We start from the raw sequence: 16,462 nt of genomic DNA, 5'->3' as shown, positions 1-16,462 counted from the left end.
GCCACGCGCGAGGGCGGTTCCGACCGCGACGGACGGGGGCGCACGTGTCGGAGATCGACGACGGGCGCGCCGGCGGGCCGGTTCGTCCCTCGGATACGGGTCACAACGAACTCGGCGGCACCGTGTACGGCCCGAGTGTGCAGGCCCGGACCGTGCACGGCGGCATTCACTTCTCGGTACAGCGTCCGGACGTCGCGGTCGTGCCCTGGCAACTGCCGCCCGGGCCGCCGATGATCGCCCGGCTCCGCGAACTGGGCGAGTTGCGCCGCCTGCTCCGCGTCGACGGCGGCCCGATCGTGTTGCTCAGCGGCATGCCCGGAGTGGGCAAGACGACGCTGGCCGTCGCCGGACTGCGCGACCTGGGCGAGGAGTTCCCCGACGGACGCTTGTACGCCGACCTGCGCGGGCACGGCGGCGGCCCGCCGGCGCAGTGGACCGAGATCGTCGGCGGCTTCTTGCGCGGACTCGGTGTGCCGGCGGGCGAGGTGCCGCGGGATCCCGCCGAACAGTTGGGCCTGTACCGGTCGTTGACCGCGCAGCGCCGGTTGGGCGTACTGCTGGACGACGCGGCCACCGCGGCCCAGGTAAGACCGCTGTTGCCGGCCGGCTCCAGTGTGACGGTGGTGACCAGCCGCAGCAGGCTGTCCGGGCTGCTGGTGAACGGCGGCGTGCCGGTGCACCTCGAACCGCTCGATCGGCAGGCCGCGGTGGACCTCCTCGCGGCGACGATGAACGACCACCGGGTCGGCGAGGAGCCGGTCCAGGCCGGTGAGCTGGTCGACCTGTGCGCGCGACTCCCGCTCGCCGTCCAGGTGGCCGCGGCGCGGCTGGCGGCGCGGCCCAACCGGCCGATCACCACGATGGTGCGGGCGCTGGCCGACGAGCGGGGTCGGTTGGACGCGCTCGCGTTGGACGGGGACCACACCGTCCGGGCCGCGCTGGATGTGTCCTATCGGGATCTGCCCGAGGCCGCGGCCCTGCTCTACCGGGGGCTCGGGGTGCATCCCGGGCCGGACTTCGAGCCGATCGTCGCCACCGCCGTGCTCGGCGCCGGCGAGCACTGCGACCCCGATGCCGCTGAACTCGTGTTGGAGGCCCTCGTCGATCGCAACCTGCTCACCGAGGCCGCCGACGGACGCTACCGGTTTCACGATCTGATCCGACTGCACGCGGTCGGCAAGATGTGCGAACGCCCGGCCCCCGAGCGCGCCGAAGCGCTGCGCGCGATACTCGATCACTACCTCGCCACGGCCACCGGCGCGGAGGTGCTGCTCGAACCCCAGCACGCCTCGCTGACGCGCACCTATGCCCGCGTCGACGTGCCGAGGGTGGAATTCGCCGACCAAAGCGCCGCATTGCTCTGGCTGGAGCGGCATCGGGTCACCCTGCTGGCCGCGATTCGCAGCGCCGCGGGGGCGCACCTTCCGGACGTCGCGTGGCAGTTGACCGATGCGCTGTGGCCGCTGTTCCTGCGCGGCAAGTACTTCGACGAGGCTCGTACGGCGCACGAGATCGGTCTGCGCGCGGCGCGCGAGTGTGCCGATCCGGCGGCCGAGTCACGGATGTCGACCTCGGGGGGACTGTGCGAACTGAGCGCCGGCGGCCACGAAGCGGCGCTGCGGATGTTCACCGAGGCGAGCCGGGTGTGCGTGGATTCCGGGGACGCGGTCGGAGCCGCTCGCACCCGCAACTACACGGGTCTGGCGCTGCTTCGCCTGGGTCGACTGGACGAGGCGGCGGAGGCGTTCCGCGAGGCCGAGGAGCGGTGTCGGGCGCTGGGCGACGATCGCCCGGCCGCACTGGCCCGGTTCAATCGGGCGGACGTCGCGCTGCGCTCGGGACTGCCGGGCCGGGCCGTCGAATATGCCGAGGCGGCCCGGTCCGAACTGGTTGGGGTGGGCGACGAGTACAACGCCGCTCGGGCGCAGGCGCTGATCGGCCGCGCGTTGTCGGCTTCGGCCCGGTACGACGAGGCGGACGTGCGGCTGAGCGCCGCCCTGGAGGTGCTTCGCCGGCACCGGGCCCGGGTGGAGGCGGCCCATGTGTTGTCCGCACTGGCCGAATCGGCCGAGCGGCGCGAGCGTCTCGATCGGGCACGGGAGTTGTACGCCGAGGCTCTGGAGTCGTACGGCACGGTGCGGACCCCGGCGGCCGAGGTCGTTCGCGCGCGGCTGCGCGATCTCGGGCCGCCGGGGTGATCCGCGATTCAGCGCGGGGCCACCTCCCATACGGTCAATGCGTGCAGGATCGATGCGCAGACCGGCCACACCGCGGCGGTGTTCGTGCGCCGGGCCGCGCCCGGTGCCGAGGAGCCGAGCCGCACCAGGGCCAGATCCGGTCCGCAGGCGATCACCGTGACCAGGGCGCCGGGATGCGCCGAGGCCAACTCGCGGTCCCGGTCGAGCAATCGGGTCCAGGACGGCGGGCCGTCCTCGGCGACCACCACGACATCGGCCAACGCCGCGTCGCTACCGGGCAGTTCGGTCCGGGTGTGTTCGTCCAGGGTGACTCGGCCGTCGCCGGAACGGATCAGCACGGTGACCGTGAGCACGTCACGATCGACCGATCCCGCCTCCCCCGGGCATCCGGCGGGCCGCGTCATCGGAGCGGTCCGGGCAGATCGGCGACCCGGGCGAAGGGCCGGCTCGCAGGCGCCTTCAGCTTGAGGTGGCGGTACATCAGGCCGCGCGTGTTCCGCGCGAAGGCACCCGGCTGGGAGGTGATCCGGGTGGCCACCCGAGCGTAGTCCTCCCGGCGGAACTCCTCGGGGATCCGCGCCAGTTGCGCGAGCATCGATCGGCGATGCCGGATCCGCGGCGCGAACTCGGCCAGCTCGCCCAGGGGCGAGGCCGGATCGATGTCCGCCTCCGGGTAGGTCGCCAGCGCCACCGGTGCCCCGGTGGCCGTTCCGTACAGACTCAGCGAGCCGTGGTCGCCGACCACGCAGTCCGCCGAGACCAGCACACCCCGCCAGTCGTCCTCCGGCGGGATCAGCGTCAGGCCCTCGCGCAACGAGTCGGCGAGCCAGGAGCGCACCTGCCAGCCGCCGTGCCCGCTCCACACGTTCGGATGCATCAGCGCCGTCACCCGATAGGCGTCGCGAGGCAGTTCCGTGGTCATGCGATGCAACAGCTCGGGAGTGCGGCCGAGCAGCGAGTTGCCGCCCCAGGTCGAGGTGACCACGATGTGTCGCTGTCGGGCGCCGATCCGCAGCGCGTCACGATAGCGCGCCCGATCCGGGCGACTCGCCACCAGGCAGTCGTAGTTGGGATCGCCGGCGACCACGGCCGCGGCCACCGCCTCCGGGCAGGTCGTGCCGAGCCGGGTCAGCTCCTCGGTGTGCGCGAGCAGGATGGTGGCCGGCACCAACCGGCCGTCCCGGATCAGCCATTGCGCGGAAAGCCCATAGGTGCCTCGGGCGGCGACCGCCCGCCCACGGCGCGGGGCGGAGACCAGTTTGTTGTGCCCCGCGCCGTGCGCCATCACCACCACCGGCGCGTTCAGTTCGTGCAATCCACCGTGCCCGGCGGCCAACGCGAGGTCGAACCGCATGTCCACCGCGCGCTGCCACGGCAACGTGGTGGCCCCGAGCCGGTCCAGGAATTCCTCGACGCCCGCGGAGAACACGGTGGGCGCCATGGTGAAGAACACCTCTACGCGCAAATCCCCTTCGAGGAGCCGAACGGCCTCGATCAAGCGTTGGCCCGACGTGACGTTGTGCACCACGACGAGCACCCCCCGCACCGCCGATCGGGTCGTCCACCGCGCCGCGTCCGGTCGGACGGGTACGGGTCTCCTGTCGCCTGCCATGATCGTCATCCATGCCTCCATGAGCGTCGTCACCACCGGACGGGCCCCGTTCCCCCGTGGCCGGGCGGCTGGTTCGGCTGGTTCTTCCGGTTCGGTCGGTTCGGTCGGTTCGGTCGACACCGTGGATCGAGCCGATACCGTCGATACGGTGAATCACCGTCGACAACATGGACATCCCCGACTCACCGGATGAATTCCTTGCAGGCCTACTGCAATGACTCTGCAATGGCTCGGTGCACACACGGCCAAGCGGAATGAGCCGTCACGCATAGGCGATTTCCGGTCGAATTGCGGGTGTCGCTTCTGGTGGCGCTGTGGCAGAACGTGCCACAGTGGTTGGACGACACCTCGGCACCGGGGGCGCGTCGGCCAGGAGAACTGGGGTGGGGGGATGACGCGGTGCTGTCGATCCATGTGCTGGGCCCGATGGAATTCTGGGTGGACGGCACACAGCACTCCTTGGGATCGGTCAAGGAACGGTGCGTACTGGCCGTTCTGTTGAGCGCGGAAGGCGCCGCGGTCTCCACGGACACGATGATCAGTCGGGTGTGGGACGACGAGCCGCCGATCACCTCGGTCGAGACCCTGCGCAGCTACGTTTCCCGATTACGCAACCGACTGCGCGCCGCGGGCGACGGCGTGCGATTGTCCTCGGATTCGCGGACCTATCGGCTGCTGGTCGATGCCGATGCGGTGGACTTCCGCCGCGTTCGCCGATTGTCCGAACAGGCCGGCGCCACCGAGGATCCGGCAGTGGCGGCCGACCTGTTGCGCGCGGCCGAGCAACTGTGGCGCGGCCAGCCGTTCGCGGGGTTGCCGGGCCTGTGGCTGGAGTCCATGCGAGGCAAACTCAAGGAGCAGCGCAGACAGATCCGCGAGCGGCGCATCCACCTCGAACTCGGCCTGGGCCGCCATGCCGAAGTCGTGGGCGAGTTACGGGACCTGGCCGCGCGGCACCCCGTCGCCGAGCCGGTGGTGGCCGATTTGATGCTCGCGCTGTATCGGTGCGGGCGCTACAGCGAGGCGCTGGAGACCTACCGGCGAACCCGGGCCCGCCTGAGCACCGAGTTGGGCGCGGATCCGGGCCCGGACCTGCAGCGACTGCACACCCGATTGCTGCACCGCGACCCGGCGTTGTCGGTGCCCGCGCAGGCTCGTCGGGAATCACGGGTCCGGGCGCTGCCGGCCGGCCCGGCGCCCGCCACGGCGCCCGACACACTGTTGCGCGACACCCGCCACTTCATCGGCCGTACCGCCGAACTGGCCCGGCTGCTCCGCGAGGACGACATCGGTACCGCGCTGCCGATCACGGTCATTTCCGGCCTGGCCGGGGTGGGCAAGACCTGTCTGGCGATCCACGCCGCGCACCGGATGCGGGCGAGCTATCCCGACGGCCGGTTGTATCTGAACCTGCATGCACACGACCCGCACGAGTCGCCGATCGAACCGACCGAGGCGCTCGGGTCGCTGCTGATCTCGATGGGCATGCCGGCGCAACACCTGGCGCTCACCCGGGACCTGCGGGCGGCGCAGTGGCGGCGGGAGATGGCCGACCGGCGGGCGTTGATCGTGCTCGACGACGTCCGCGACGCCGCGCAGGTGCGCCTGCTGCTTCCGGGCAGCCCCAGTTGCCGGGTCCTGGTGACCAGCCGGCGCCGACTCACCGACCTCGAAGGCGCCGGCTCCTTGTCCCTGGACGTGCCCGACACCGCGGACGCCGCGGCGCTGTTCACCCGGATCGCCGAGGAGTCGCGCAGGCTGGACGACGCGGACCGCGCGCTGGTCGACGAGATCGTGAACCGGTGCGGAAATCATCCGTTGGCGGTGCAACTCACGGCAAATCGTTTCCGCCATCGTGCCTGGCGAGTGCGCGATCTGGCCGCGCGCCTGGCCGAGGCGCCCCGGCGGCTGGACGTGATCGACGCGCCGCCGGGCATCTCGATGGCGTTCGACCTGTCCTACGCGGAGTTGGGACCGGCCGCCCGATCGGTCTTCCGCCGACTCGCCCTGCATCCCGGTCCCGACCCGTCCTGGCCCGCGGCGGTGGCGGTGTGTGGCCTCGGGGCGGACGAAACCCGACGCGGCATCGACGAGTTGGTGGAGGCGCATCTCCTGGACGAACCCGCCCACGACCGCTACCGCTTCCACGACCTGGTGCACGACTTCGCGCTCCACACGGCACACCGCGAGGAGCCGGATCGCGAACGCGCCGACGCGGTAGGGCGGGTACTCGACCTGTATCTGGACCTGGCCGATCAGGCCGACCGGCTCGCCTATCCGCACGGCCGACGCTCGGGGCTGGTACCGGTGCCCGCGCATCGGGCGCAGGCCCCGTTCACCACTGCCGAGGAGGCCGAGGAGTGGCTCGGCCGCGAACGCTCGAACCTGGTGGCCGCCACGCGACTGGCCGGCACCGAGTCGCCCGAGCACATCCGTTTCCTGCCGGAGGTATTGACCCGGTCGCTGCTGCAATGGGGATCGTGGGAGATCGCCCGTGACCTGTACACCACCTCGCTGGCGGCGTGGCGCCGTGCCGGCATCCGCGAGCCCGGGGCGGAGACACATCTGCTGATCGAGCGCGCGTCGATCCAGTGGCGCCTGGGCGCGCACGAAGCGGCCTTCGCGGACGGGGCCGAGGCCCTGGCACTGGCCGAGGACGCGAAGGATCTGCGCGGCCAGGCCGAGGCGCTCGCCGAACTCGGCGCCACGCACGTGCGCGCGGGTCGTTTCACGGCCGCGTTGCATCACCTGGATCGTGCGCTCGCGGTGCACCGCGAGATCGACAATCCACACGGTCGGGCCGGTATTCTGTTGCATCTCGCGGTCGCCCTCGGGCACCTGCGGAAATACGAACAGGCGACCAGCCGGTTGTTCACCGCACGGGATATCTACGAATCTCTGGGCGAGCGCCGCGAACTGGCCAAAATCCTCAACAATATCGGCGAATTGTATTTCCTGCAGAACGACTTCGACAACGCGGAGCGGTACTACCTGGAATCCCTAGAGGTGGCCCGCCGCAGCAACAGCCGCGCCGAATTCGCGATACTCACGAATAATCTCGGCCAGGTTCTGCTGGCACGCGGGGATCCCGTCGGCGCACTGGAGCGCTACGCGCAGGCGCTGGACATCTACCGAGAGATCAGCGATCTGCGCTGCGAGGCCGACACGCAGATCAACAGCGGCCTGGCCCGTCTGGCGATGGGCGCTCCCCGCGAGGCGCTCGCGCACTTCGGCCAGGGCCGGGCGATCGCCGAGCGCATCGGCGACGTGCTGCACCGGCAACGCGCCGCCGCCGGCTTCGCCCGGGCCCACCTCGACCTGGGCGATCCGGCGGGCGCCCGGGCCGCGTACCGCACGAGCGCCGAACTGGCCCACGAAATGGGCACCGAGTTGGAGGAAGCCCACGCGCTCGCCGGCCTGGCCCGGACCACCGAGACCCTCGACGGCGCACTGGCCGCCCGCCCGTTCTGGTCGTCGGCACTGGCCCTCTACGAACGACTGGGCGCCGCCGAGGCCGAGGAGGCGCGCAACGCGCTCGCCGACCCCGACGGCCCCTGATGCCGAGTTACACGAGACCGGGGAAGAACCAGGGACCAAGGGCCGCCCAAAACTGACCGACGTCCATCATGAACGTCGCGGGCAGGTAAAACAGATCAGCCATAAACCAAAGCCTTTCGGAAATGCTTCGCCTTCGCGGAAACGGGGAGCAGTCTCCGAGTTCCGCATCGCGAACGTTAACAGTGCGACCGCGGTTCACGCGACGTTTTGCCACCTCAGCGGCAACATATATATCTGAGGGTTCGTCAGCAAACTGGTTTCGCCCTATTGGCTCACTTTGCGCCCGAGACCCGGAAGGCGGAATAGCGCGCTTCGATCCTCTTTTCCGTCCTGTCCGAATTTCCGTCCCGTGCGGCCAACGCCGCGAGTGCCTCCGGCGCTCCGCGCATCCCTCGCATGCCCGGGAACGCGTTGACGTCGATGATGGACGGGACGCCGTCCACCTCCAGGATGTCCACCCCGTAGACGTCCAGGCCGAAGGCGATGCCCACCCGGCGAGCCAGGGACAACCATCCGGTGGGGAGATCCTCCGGCGCGATCGGCTTGGTTTCCGCAGGGCCGTCGAGTGCGGTGCGGCGCAGGCCCGCGAAGACGTGACCGTCGACCACCCACAGTTTGTGGTCCCAACCGCCGTTGTCGACGAACTCCTGGGCCACGATCGGTTCGTCCGGCCACTCCCGGGCCATCGTGCGCAGCGCGTCGAGGTCGTCGACCCGGGCGACCAGGTCGTGGCGGCGGCTGTGTCGGCTCTTGACCATCAGCGGAAACACCGGATCGGTCGCGAGCAGCCGGGCGGGCGAGGCGAAAGCCGTGGTGGCCGGGAACGGCAGCCCGGCCGCCCAGGCGAGCTCGGCCATGCGCACCCGATCCTGACAAGCACGGGTGGCCGCCGCAGAGTTGATCAGCCGAGCACCGTGTCGCTCGGCCCGCTCGGCGAACGCGAGCGCCTTGGCGGTGCGCGCCTTGAGCAGGTAGACGTCGGCGCTGATCGGGTGTCGGTCGGTGACGGTGTCGGGGTCGAGCGCGCTCACCTCATGACGGGGCGTCAACAAGGCACGCGCGTCCGCCAGGAGCGGGTGGTCGGGACGATCGGTGACGAGGCAGATCCTCAGCACGTGCGCACGCGCCCCGTCAGCCGACGTACGCGGGCGGCGCGGCGTCGACGATCGCACCCGCACCGGCGTGGGCCGGCGTGGCCACGGCCCTGGGGCGCAGCGGCGTCCGGGCCGGAGCATTCGCGATCACGGCCACGTCGGCGGCCGGCGCCGTACCGACTCCCCTGTCGGCGGCGGCGAGGTCGAGCACCGCGCGGGCCACCCGGGCCACCCCGTCCGGCACGCAGCGGAAACTCGGGAAGTCGTTGATGTCCACGACCATCGGCCCGTCCGGTCCCTCGATGATGTCGACGCCGAACAGATCGAGCCCGAATGCCTCGCCGATCCGGTGCATCAGCGCGGCCGTTCCGCTCGGCAGCGGCACCCGGCTCTCCCGGACCGAATGCTCGGGATGCAGTGGCGAGCGCCGAACCGTCGCGTACAGTTCGCCCGAAACAGCATAAACTTTCAGGTCATTGCCCATATTCGGGACATAAACCTGGGCCAACAGCGGTCCCTCGCCCGTGAGTTCCGCGCCCAATCGGGCCAGTTCCTCGGGCGTGGACACCAGGTGCACGGCCCGTCCGGAGCTGCCGCCGGCCGGCTTGACCACAAGCGGATAGGAGGCCGCGGGAACAGCGGAGAGCAACTCCGGCACCGCGGCGAAGTAGGTGACCGGCATCGGCAGCCCGTGGGCGCGCGCGATCACCGCGGCCACCGCCTTGTCCCGGACGGATCGAATCGCCCGCGCGTCGTTGATCGTGGTGAGCCCGAGCGCCGCCGCGGCCTCCAGCATGCTCAACCCCGGCCCGCCGGAGACCGTCTTGAGCACCCAGGCGTCGTGCGAGCCTGCCCGGATCAGGTCGGACAGTTCGATCAACGAGCTGCCGGGACGCACGATGTCGACGTGATGCCCCCAAGCGTCGAGCTGCCGGACTACATCGAGCGGCATGCCATCGAGGCGGTATTGCTCCTCAACGAGGAACGCCAAGGCCATTTTCATCCGATATCCCCCCGGGACGGCCGCCGTTCCCCCTCCGGCAGAACATTGACGGCACAGCATGCCACGCGCGCCGTGGACGACCGGCACACACCCCACCAAACTCCACGGTTGACCACCATCATGGGCCATTTGGGGGGCGATTCGTCATCAGGTCAAGAGTAGAGAGGAATCGGGTGCTCCGCTCGGGCGCCTGGCATAGAGCAGGTCAAGGCATGCACCGGCCCGGGCGGGCCGGGGAGGCGCCGGGCAGGCCGGGGTGGCACCGGGCGGCGCCGGGCGAAGCGATCGGGCCCTCGGCCAAGCTCGGGGCGGGCCGTACGGGCAGCGCGGAGCGCACCGCGGGCGGGCGGACAGGGGACCACCGCGCGTGGTGCCCGGATCGGGCGTCGGGCGTCGATGCGGCCCATCACGGAACGCCCGGGTCGGGCCATGGGCGACGGGCGGGCACGGCGGACATCGGGCGGTTCCTTTTTCGGACGGCGCGCCGGCACAGGCATCCGGCCGGCACACCGGGCGCGGCCGAGGCCGCGTGGACGCGCCGGTGTCCCGCGCGTCGATCAACGTCCGATGCCCGTCCGATCAACGACCGCGCCCCGCGACCGTGATCCCGGGGTCCGGCGGTCCACGCCGAGTCCCCATCGCCGTCAATACGGCAGCGGACGCCCGGACGGTGTTCGCAAATCCGCCGGCGGCTGCGGCCGCGGGGAAACGGGGCGTTTGACGATCCTGATCCGCGTCATGGCCACGTCCTCCTGGTCGTCCCGGTCTCCGGCGCAGTCGCCGTGGTGCGCACGACGCGCACCGTCTGCTCCTTCGATACCCATCCGGAGCATCCGAACCCTCACCCGAAGCCGAACAACCCCTACATTCCCCCTCCCCCGACCCCGATTTCCCTTACCCGCCACCCCAATCGACCCCGGTCGACGCGAAATCGAACGCCTTCGCGGCCCTCCAGGACATCCCGTGCCATGTCTCGAAACACCCCGACAGTGCCAACTCGGCCATCGGCTGCCGTACTTCCGGCGCTTCCCGCCGCCCGCCGGGTCCGATCTCCGGGCCGCACCTGCAGCACGGCAACCCGATCCCGCCGGCGACCCGGGCGGTCGCGCATCGCCGCCGGCAGACTCGATCCCGGTGTCGATCGACGCAGCCGTGGAGGCAGCCATGAACGAAGTGCAGGCCCGCTGGGCCATCCAGCGCTGGCAGGACACCGTCGGGGACCACCTGGACGTACGCCTGATCCCGGCCCCGGCCGACCCGTCCGCTCCCGACGGCGAGTGGCGCATCTACCTGCCGGGCGACCCCGCCACCCGCAACGACGTCACGGACGACGTCATCGAGGCGATCGCGCCCGGCTGACGGTCGTCGGTGGGCGCGGCGGTTTTCCAGTGATGTTCCACGCGGATTCGAGCGGGGGCCGTGAGGCTCGGTGCTGGGAATGCTGTGCTGCCGCCGAATTGTGGAGGGATATCAGATATGCCGATTGTGGGTGAGGGTGTCGTCCGGCATACCGCGGTGGTCGCCGCGCCGGCGAACGAGGTGTTCGATCTGCTCGCGGAGCTGCGCGAGTGGTCGCAATTCCATCGTCCTTCGGTGCATGCGCAGTCGTTGGGCGTCCGGGACGGAGCGGAGTCGTTCCGGCACTGGTGGGTGCTCGACGAGCACACGGTACGGACGTGGCAGGCGAGTTGGCGGTTCGACCGGGAAGCGCTGCGGATCGAGTACGAGTGGGAGCCGGCCGAGCCGCCGGCGGCCGGATCGCGCGGGGTGTGGACGTTTCGTCCGCTGTCCGCTTCGTCCACCGAGGTGACGGTGGATCAGGCGGCGCTCGGCGAGGGCGGATTCGACGCGGAGCGGGTCGACCGCGAGTCGGGCGAGTTCTTCGCGGGCCTGGTCGAGGCCGCCGAGCAGACGCCGGAGCAGCGGGATCTGGCGGTCGATTTCGAGGACCCGTTGTTCGTGGCGGGCTCGATCGACGACGCCTACGCCTATCTGTACGAGGCGGACAAGTGGCCGGAGCGGATTCCGCACGTTTCCCGGTTGGTGCTGGAGGAGCGCGTCCCGAACATCCAGTTCTTCGACATGGACACCGAGACCCCGGACGGTTCCGCGCATACCACTCGGTCGGTACGGGTCTGCCTGCCGGGCGAATTGATCGTGTACAAGCAGATCCACCTGCCCAAGTTGTTGACCGGCCACACCGGTCACTGGCGGTTCACCCCCACGCGTGAGGGTTTCGTGCTCGCCGCCAGGCACACCGCGACGATCGATCCGTCCGCGCTGTCGATCCTGGGCCCGGGCACGTCGGTGCTCGACGCCCGCAAGTACCTGCGTCGGGTGCTCAGCGCGAACAGCATGTCGAATCTGCGGCTGGCGAAGGCATTTGCCGAGGAGCGTGCCGGTGTCTGAGCATGCGGAGGCCGGCCCCACTCGGGATCGCATCCTCGCCGGGACGGCGACGTACACGCGGCGCTGGTTGTCGCTGTACGACCTCGTGGTGCTCGGGGTCATCTGCCGATGGGTCTGGCGCTGCGATCGCGCCGAGATGTTGGCCGGGTACGACCGCAACATCGGTGCGCGGCACCTGGATCTGGGGCCGGGCACCGGGTTCTTCCTCGATCGTTGCCGGCACCGTTCGCCCAGTCCGCAGATCGCGTTGGTGGATCTGAATCCGACGGTGCTCACCAAGGCATCCACCCGGTTGCGTCGGTTCGGGCCGGACACGTTCGAACGTGACGTGCTCTCCCCGTTCGAGCTCGACGGGAAGCGGTTCGACTCGGCGGGGTTGAACTTCCTGTTGCACTGTCTCCCGGGTGGGATGGCGCACAAGGCGAAGGTGTTCGACCACGCACGTGCCCATGTGGTGCCCGGCGGCCGGATCTTCGGCAGCACCGTGTTGGCGACGGGTGTCGCGCACGGCAAGCGCGCGCGGAAGCTGTTGGACGAGCTCAACGAGAAGGGCACGTTCGACAACCGGGGCGATGCGCTGGCCGACCTGGAGGCCGAACTCGCCGCCAGGTTCACCGATTACCGGCTGACCGTGCGGGGCTCGGTGGCACTGTTCGAGGCCCGGGTGTAGCCGGCCGGCCGCGTGCGCTGCGCGCGGCGGTCAGTCTCCGTAGAAGCCCGCCACGTCGATGGCGGTGATCTCGATCCGGTCGGGATCGGGCGGTGTGGCGGGTTTCGCGCCCGAAGAGCGCAACTCGACGGCCAGTACCGGGCGTTCGTCCAGCTGTTGGGACAGCGCGTAGAGCGTGGTCAGCACGTGGACGCAGGGGCGTTGCCGGGTTCGGCATTCGCAGCCGGCGTCCAGGTCGGCGAGGGCCGGCGCGATGCCGACGTCGTGGTGTCTGAGATCCGCCTCCAGTGTGTCGGGCAGGTCTCCGGGCGCCAGTCCGCGGTGGTCGGCAAGGGCTTCGGCGATCAGCCGCTCGGCGTCCGCCTGTTCCCTGGCGGACCAGCGCGGCACATCGATCCGGACCCGGTGGGGTCGGCCGGACGTGACCACGGCGGCGTCGATCCGACCACCCTCGACGGTCAGCGTGACGGCGTGGTTGCGCGCGAGACTGCGCGCCTTCGGAAGGAGGGGGTTGGGTGCAGCCACCACGGTGGATTCCACCGTACGCATCCAGACTCGGCCCCAGGGGGTGGCTCCGAATTCGGCAGGCATCAGGTGAGGGCTCCGAGGTCGAGGTTGAGTACGGCGTGCAGTTGCTCGTCGGACAGGTCGGCCAGCGCGGCTTCGGTGTTGCCGGAGACGATGTCGGCCAATCCGCGTTTGCTGTCGTGCATCTGTGCGATGTGGTCTTCGATCGTGCCTCCGGTGACGAGGGTGTGGACGTTGAGGGTGCGGTCCTGGCCGATGCGGTGGGCCCGGTCGGTGGCCTGCTCCTCCACCGCGGGGTTCCACCAGCGGTCGTAGTGCATGACGTGGGTGGCGCGGGTGAGGTTGAGCCCGAATCCGGCGGCACGCAGGCTCAGGAGCAGGACGGGTGGCGCGTCGTCGTCCTCCTGGAAGGCCCGGACGAGCCGGTCTCGCCGTTCGAGGGAGAGGCCACCGTGCAGGAACGGGATGCGCCCGGTGCCCAGGGTGGCGGACAGGGCACCGGAGAGCAGTTCGCCCATCGCCCGGTACTGGGTGAAGACGAGGGCACGGTCGCGCTCTTCGACGATTTCGGCCAGCATCTCCGTGGCCCGGTCGAACTTGCCGGAACGGCCGGGTGTCGCGGATTCCTCACGCAGAAACTGGGCGGGGTGATTGCAGATCTGCTTGAGCGAGGTGAGCAGCGCCAGGATCCGGCCCCGCCGCCCGATGCCGCTGCCGAACCCGTCGGTGAAGGCCCGGTCGACGGCTTCCCGGTACAGGCGGGACTGCTCCTCGGTCACGGTGCAGACGATCGTCGAGTACTGCTTGGCTGGCAGTTCGGTCGCCACCTCGGATTTGGTGCGGCGGAGCAGCCGCGGTGCGACCAGCGCGTTCAGGGCCGCCGCCGCGGTCGCCGAGCGGCGTTGTTCGATGGGGGCCGCGAAGCGTTGTCGAAACCGGGCGCGGCTGCCCAGCAGGCCGGGGCTGGTGATGTTGAGGATCGACCAGAGTTCCTCGAGGTGGTTCTCCACCGGGGTGCCGGTCATGGCGATCCGGACCTCGGCGGACAGGCGATTGGCGGCCTTGCTGACGAGCGCGTCCGGATTCTTGATCTGCTGCGCCTCGTCGAAGATCGCCACGTCCCATTTGGTCTCCGTCAGGATGCCGTCCGTGCGGAGCATGGGATAGCTCGTGACGACCACGGATCCGGGCGGGAGGGAGTCCGGAAGGGTACGGCGCGATCCGTGATAGCCGATCACGGGTGTGTCCGGTGCGAAGCGGGCCAGTTCGCGTTGCCAGTTGCCGATCAGGGAGGTGGGGCAGACCACCAGGTGCGGGCCGGTGGGCGGGCGGGTGGCCAGCAGGCAGATCGCCTGCAGGGTCTTGCCCAGTCCCATCTCGTCGGCCAGGATCGCCCCGCCGCCGAGACCGGGCACGCTGCGGAGCCAGGCCACGCCGTGGATCTGGTAGGGGCGCAGCTCCGCCCGGATGCTCGTGGAGCGCAACGCGGTGTGGGTGGCCACCGTCTGTCGAAAGCGGCCGAGCAGAGCGGAGGCCGAGAAGATGGTGGTCTCCTGGAAGCCGAGGAGCGCGTGCGCGGCCGTGGGCATGCGCGCGCCCAGGTCCGCGAAGGCGTCGTCGGCGTCGTGCGGCAGGGTGGCGGCGACCCGCCAGGCCCGCATGGAGGCACCGATCGTCGGGCGGTCGGGGTCGAGGGCGGACAGGGCCGGCAGCGCGTCGTCGAGCTCCGCGAGTCGAACCGCGACGGTGGCCGGCACCACCCGGTCCCCGTCGGGGAGGGCGAGGCGACAGGTGCTCGGACGGCCTTCGGGCAGCCCGTGTTCGCGCACGGCCGGTTCGAGGTCGGTGACACCCCACCAGGCCATCGCGCTCTCGGCGGGGACGAAGACGGCTTGCAGTCGTCCGGGCAACTCAGGCATTGACCACCTCGACGTCGGGTGCCGGGGCCGCAACCGGTCCACGCGGCAACAGGAAGCTACTGGCGAACGCAACCGCGAGCAGGCCCACTCCCAGCCACAACGAGGTCGCCATCGCACTGCCGTACCCGTCGGCGAGCTCGGCGGAGGTCTGCCCGACGCCCTTGAGTTCGGTGAAGAAGACGGTACCGATCACGGCCACACCGATCGAGGCGGCCAACTGGGTGACGGTGTTGTACAGGGCCGATCCCGATCCGGCGAACTCGATCGGCACATCGGTCAGGGTCAGTTGCATCAGCGGGGCCACGAGCATGCCCATGCCCGCGCCGCCGACCAGCACGCCCCAGAACATGTCCGTCCAGTCGGTGTCGGGGGTGGCGCCGCCGGCGGCGAGCGCGACCATGGCGAAGCCGATCGCCATCACGACCAGTCCGATCTGCGCGGTCATCCGGCCGATCCTGGGCAGGAGCACCGCCGCGGAGAGGGTGGCGAACACCGGAACCGCCACCGACCAGGGCAGCATCGTCAGACCCGCGCGCATCGGGCTCATGCCGATGCCGTTCTGGAGGAACAACATGAAGACCAGGAAGAAGCCCATCGCGGGGACGAAGAACAGCAGTTGCAGGAGCAGGCCGCCCTGTACCGAGCGGAACCGGAACAGCGACATCTCCACCAGGGGGGACCCACCGCGACTGCCGACCCGCCGTTCGTAGAAGACGAATCCGACGAGCACGGCCACACCCGCCAGGATGGACCCGTACGTCCACGCCGGCCACGGGGTCTTGCCCGCCGAGTCGATCAGCGGATACAACACCAGGACCAGGCCCACCGACGCGAGGATCACGCCCGGCACGTCGATCCGGGCGGCGTGGGTCGCCCGACTTTCCGGGAGCAGTTTCCACGAGGCCACCACGACGAACAGGCCGAGCGGGACGTTCACCCAGAAGGCCATCCGCCAGCCGGACCCGGCCAGGTCCGACTTGAGCAGCAGCGGACCCAGGACGGGCCCCAGCGTCGCGGCGAGACCGGACAGCGACGAGTAGGCCGCCATCGGGCCGCCACGTTCGTTCGAGGCGTACATGATCTGGATCTGGGACAGGACCTGGGGAATCACCAGCGCGGCGAACAAGCCCTGCACCACTCGCCCGCCGACCAGCATTTCCGGTCCCACCGACAGGGCGCACAGGGCCGACGAGGCCGCGAAGCCCGCCATGCCGGCGATGAAGACGCGCTTGTGGCCGAGCATGTCGCCCAGCCGGGCGCCGCTGACGATGCCCACTGCCAGCACCAGGGTGTAACCCGCCTGCATCCACTGCAGCTGGGCCGGGCTCGCGTCCAGATCGGTTTGAATGGACGGGAGGATGACGTTGAGGACGGTGACACCGATGAGGTCGATGAACGTCGCGAGCAGGATGACGAGTAGGGCCAGGGTGCGGCCTCGGGTCGCCATCGGTGCGGTGGGCTCGATGGACAA

The 16,462-nt window shown here is 70.3% G+C and carries 12 protein-coding genes; 5 read left to right on the top strand and 7 right to left on the bottom strand.

Going from position 1 to position 16,462, the window contains the following annotated elements; translation table 11 throughout:
* Window positions 1-44: 44 nt before the first annotated feature.
* On the top strand, window positions 45-2,198 hold the full coding sequence (locus ACFZBU_RS20145; protein WP_391584972.1) for an ATP-binding protein: 2,154 nt from the start codon (window positions 45-47) through the stop codon (window positions 2,196-2,198).
* Window positions 2,199-2,206: 8 nt separating this feature from the next.
* Here ACFZBU_RS20145 and ACFZBU_RS20140 read toward each other — a convergent pair whose 3' ends face one another.
* Window positions 2,207-2,551: a hypothetical protein gene (locus ACFZBU_RS20140; RefSeq protein WP_391584971.1), complete on the bottom strand. Its 345-nt coding sequence runs from the start codon at window positions 2,549-2,551 to the stop codon at window positions 2,207-2,209.
* A 47-nt stretch (window positions 2,552-2,598) separates the two neighbouring features.
* A complete protein-coding gene (locus tag ACFZBU_RS20135; protein ID WP_391584970.1) occupies window positions 2,599-3,819 on the bottom strand; it encodes a hypothetical protein in 1,221 nt (406 codons plus the stop codon).
* A gap of 285 nt (window positions 3,820-4,104) precedes the next feature.
* Between ACFZBU_RS20135 and ACFZBU_RS20130 the strand changes: the two genes are divergently transcribed.
* The gene (locus ACFZBU_RS20130; RefSeq protein ID WP_391584969.1) at window positions 4,105-7,368 is read left to right on the top strand and encodes a BTAD domain-containing putative transcriptional regulator; all 3,264 of its coding nucleotides are present in this window, start codon (window positions 4,105-4,107) and stop codon (window positions 7,366-7,368) included.
* A gap of 272 nt (window positions 7,369-7,640) precedes the next feature.
* On the opposite strand, the gene ACFZBU_RS20125 is transcribed toward ACFZBU_RS20130, so the two are convergent.
* A complete protein-coding gene (locus ACFZBU_RS20125; RefSeq protein ID WP_391584968.1) occupies window positions 7,641-8,483 on the bottom strand; it encodes a RimK family alpha-L-glutamate ligase in 843 nt (280 codons plus the stop codon).
* A gap of 16 nt (window positions 8,484-8,499) precedes the next feature.
* Window positions 8,500-9,414 (bottom strand): RimK family alpha-L-glutamate ligase, encoded by a 915-nt coding sequence (locus ACFZBU_RS20120; protein WP_391584967.1) that lies wholly within the window; start codon window positions 9,412-9,414, stop codon window positions 8,500-8,502.
* A gap of 1,215 nt (window positions 9,415-10,629) precedes the next feature.
* Between ACFZBU_RS20120 and ACFZBU_RS20115 the strand changes: the two genes are divergently transcribed.
* The 3 genes from ACFZBU_RS20115 (at window position 10,630) to ACFZBU_RS20105 (ending at window position 12,544) form a co-directional block, all read left to right on the top strand.
* Window positions 10,630-10,824: a hypothetical protein gene (locus tag ACFZBU_RS20115; RefSeq protein ID WP_391584966.1), complete on the top strand. Its 195-nt coding sequence runs from the start codon at window positions 10,630-10,632 to the stop codon at window positions 10,822-10,824.
* Between the two features lie 117 nt (window positions 10,825-10,941).
* Complete coding sequence (locus ACFZBU_RS20110) at window positions 10,942-11,874, top strand: SRPBCC family protein (protein WP_391584965.1); 933 nt, start codon at window positions 10,942-10,944, stop codon at window positions 11,872-11,874.
* On the top strand, window positions 11,867-12,544 hold the full coding sequence (locus ACFZBU_RS20105) for a class I SAM-dependent methyltransferase (RefSeq protein WP_391584964.1): 678 nt from the start codon (window positions 11,867-11,869) through the stop codon (window positions 12,542-12,544). Before ACFZBU_RS20110 ends, ACFZBU_RS20105 begins: the two co-directional genes overlap by 8 nt.
* A 30-nt stretch (window positions 12,545-12,574) precedes the next feature.
* Here the strand turns inward: ACFZBU_RS20105 and ACFZBU_RS20100 are convergent, their stop codons facing one another.
* The 3 genes from ACFZBU_RS20100 to ACFZBU_RS20090 form a co-directional block, all read right to left on the bottom strand.
* Window positions 12,575-13,072, bottom strand: a complete 498-nt coding sequence (locus tag ACFZBU_RS20100; protein ID WP_391584963.1) for a hypothetical protein — start codon at window positions 13,070-13,072, stop codon at window positions 12,575-12,577.
* A gap of 62 nt (window positions 13,073-13,134) precedes the next feature.
* On the bottom strand, window positions 13,135-14,991 hold the full coding sequence (locus ACFZBU_RS20095; protein WP_391584962.1) for a DEAD/DEAH box helicase: 1,857 nt from the start codon (window positions 14,989-14,991) through the stop codon (window positions 13,135-13,137).
* Complete coding sequence (locus tag ACFZBU_RS20090) at window positions 14,984-16,462, bottom strand: MFS transporter (protein ID WP_391584961.1); 1,479 nt, start codon at window positions 16,460-16,462, stop codon at window positions 14,984-14,986. Before ACFZBU_RS20090 ends, ACFZBU_RS20095 begins: the two co-directional genes overlap by 8 nt.

The sequence above is a fragment of the Embleya sp. NPDC008237 genome (assembly GCF_042956465.1).
In the GTDB taxonomy this organism is placed as follows: Bacteria; Actinomycetota; Actinomycetes; order Streptomycetales; family Streptomycetaceae; genus Embleya.
Note: the sequence above shows the minus strand (reverse complement) of the source record. Positions and strands in the feature narration are given on the sequence as shown.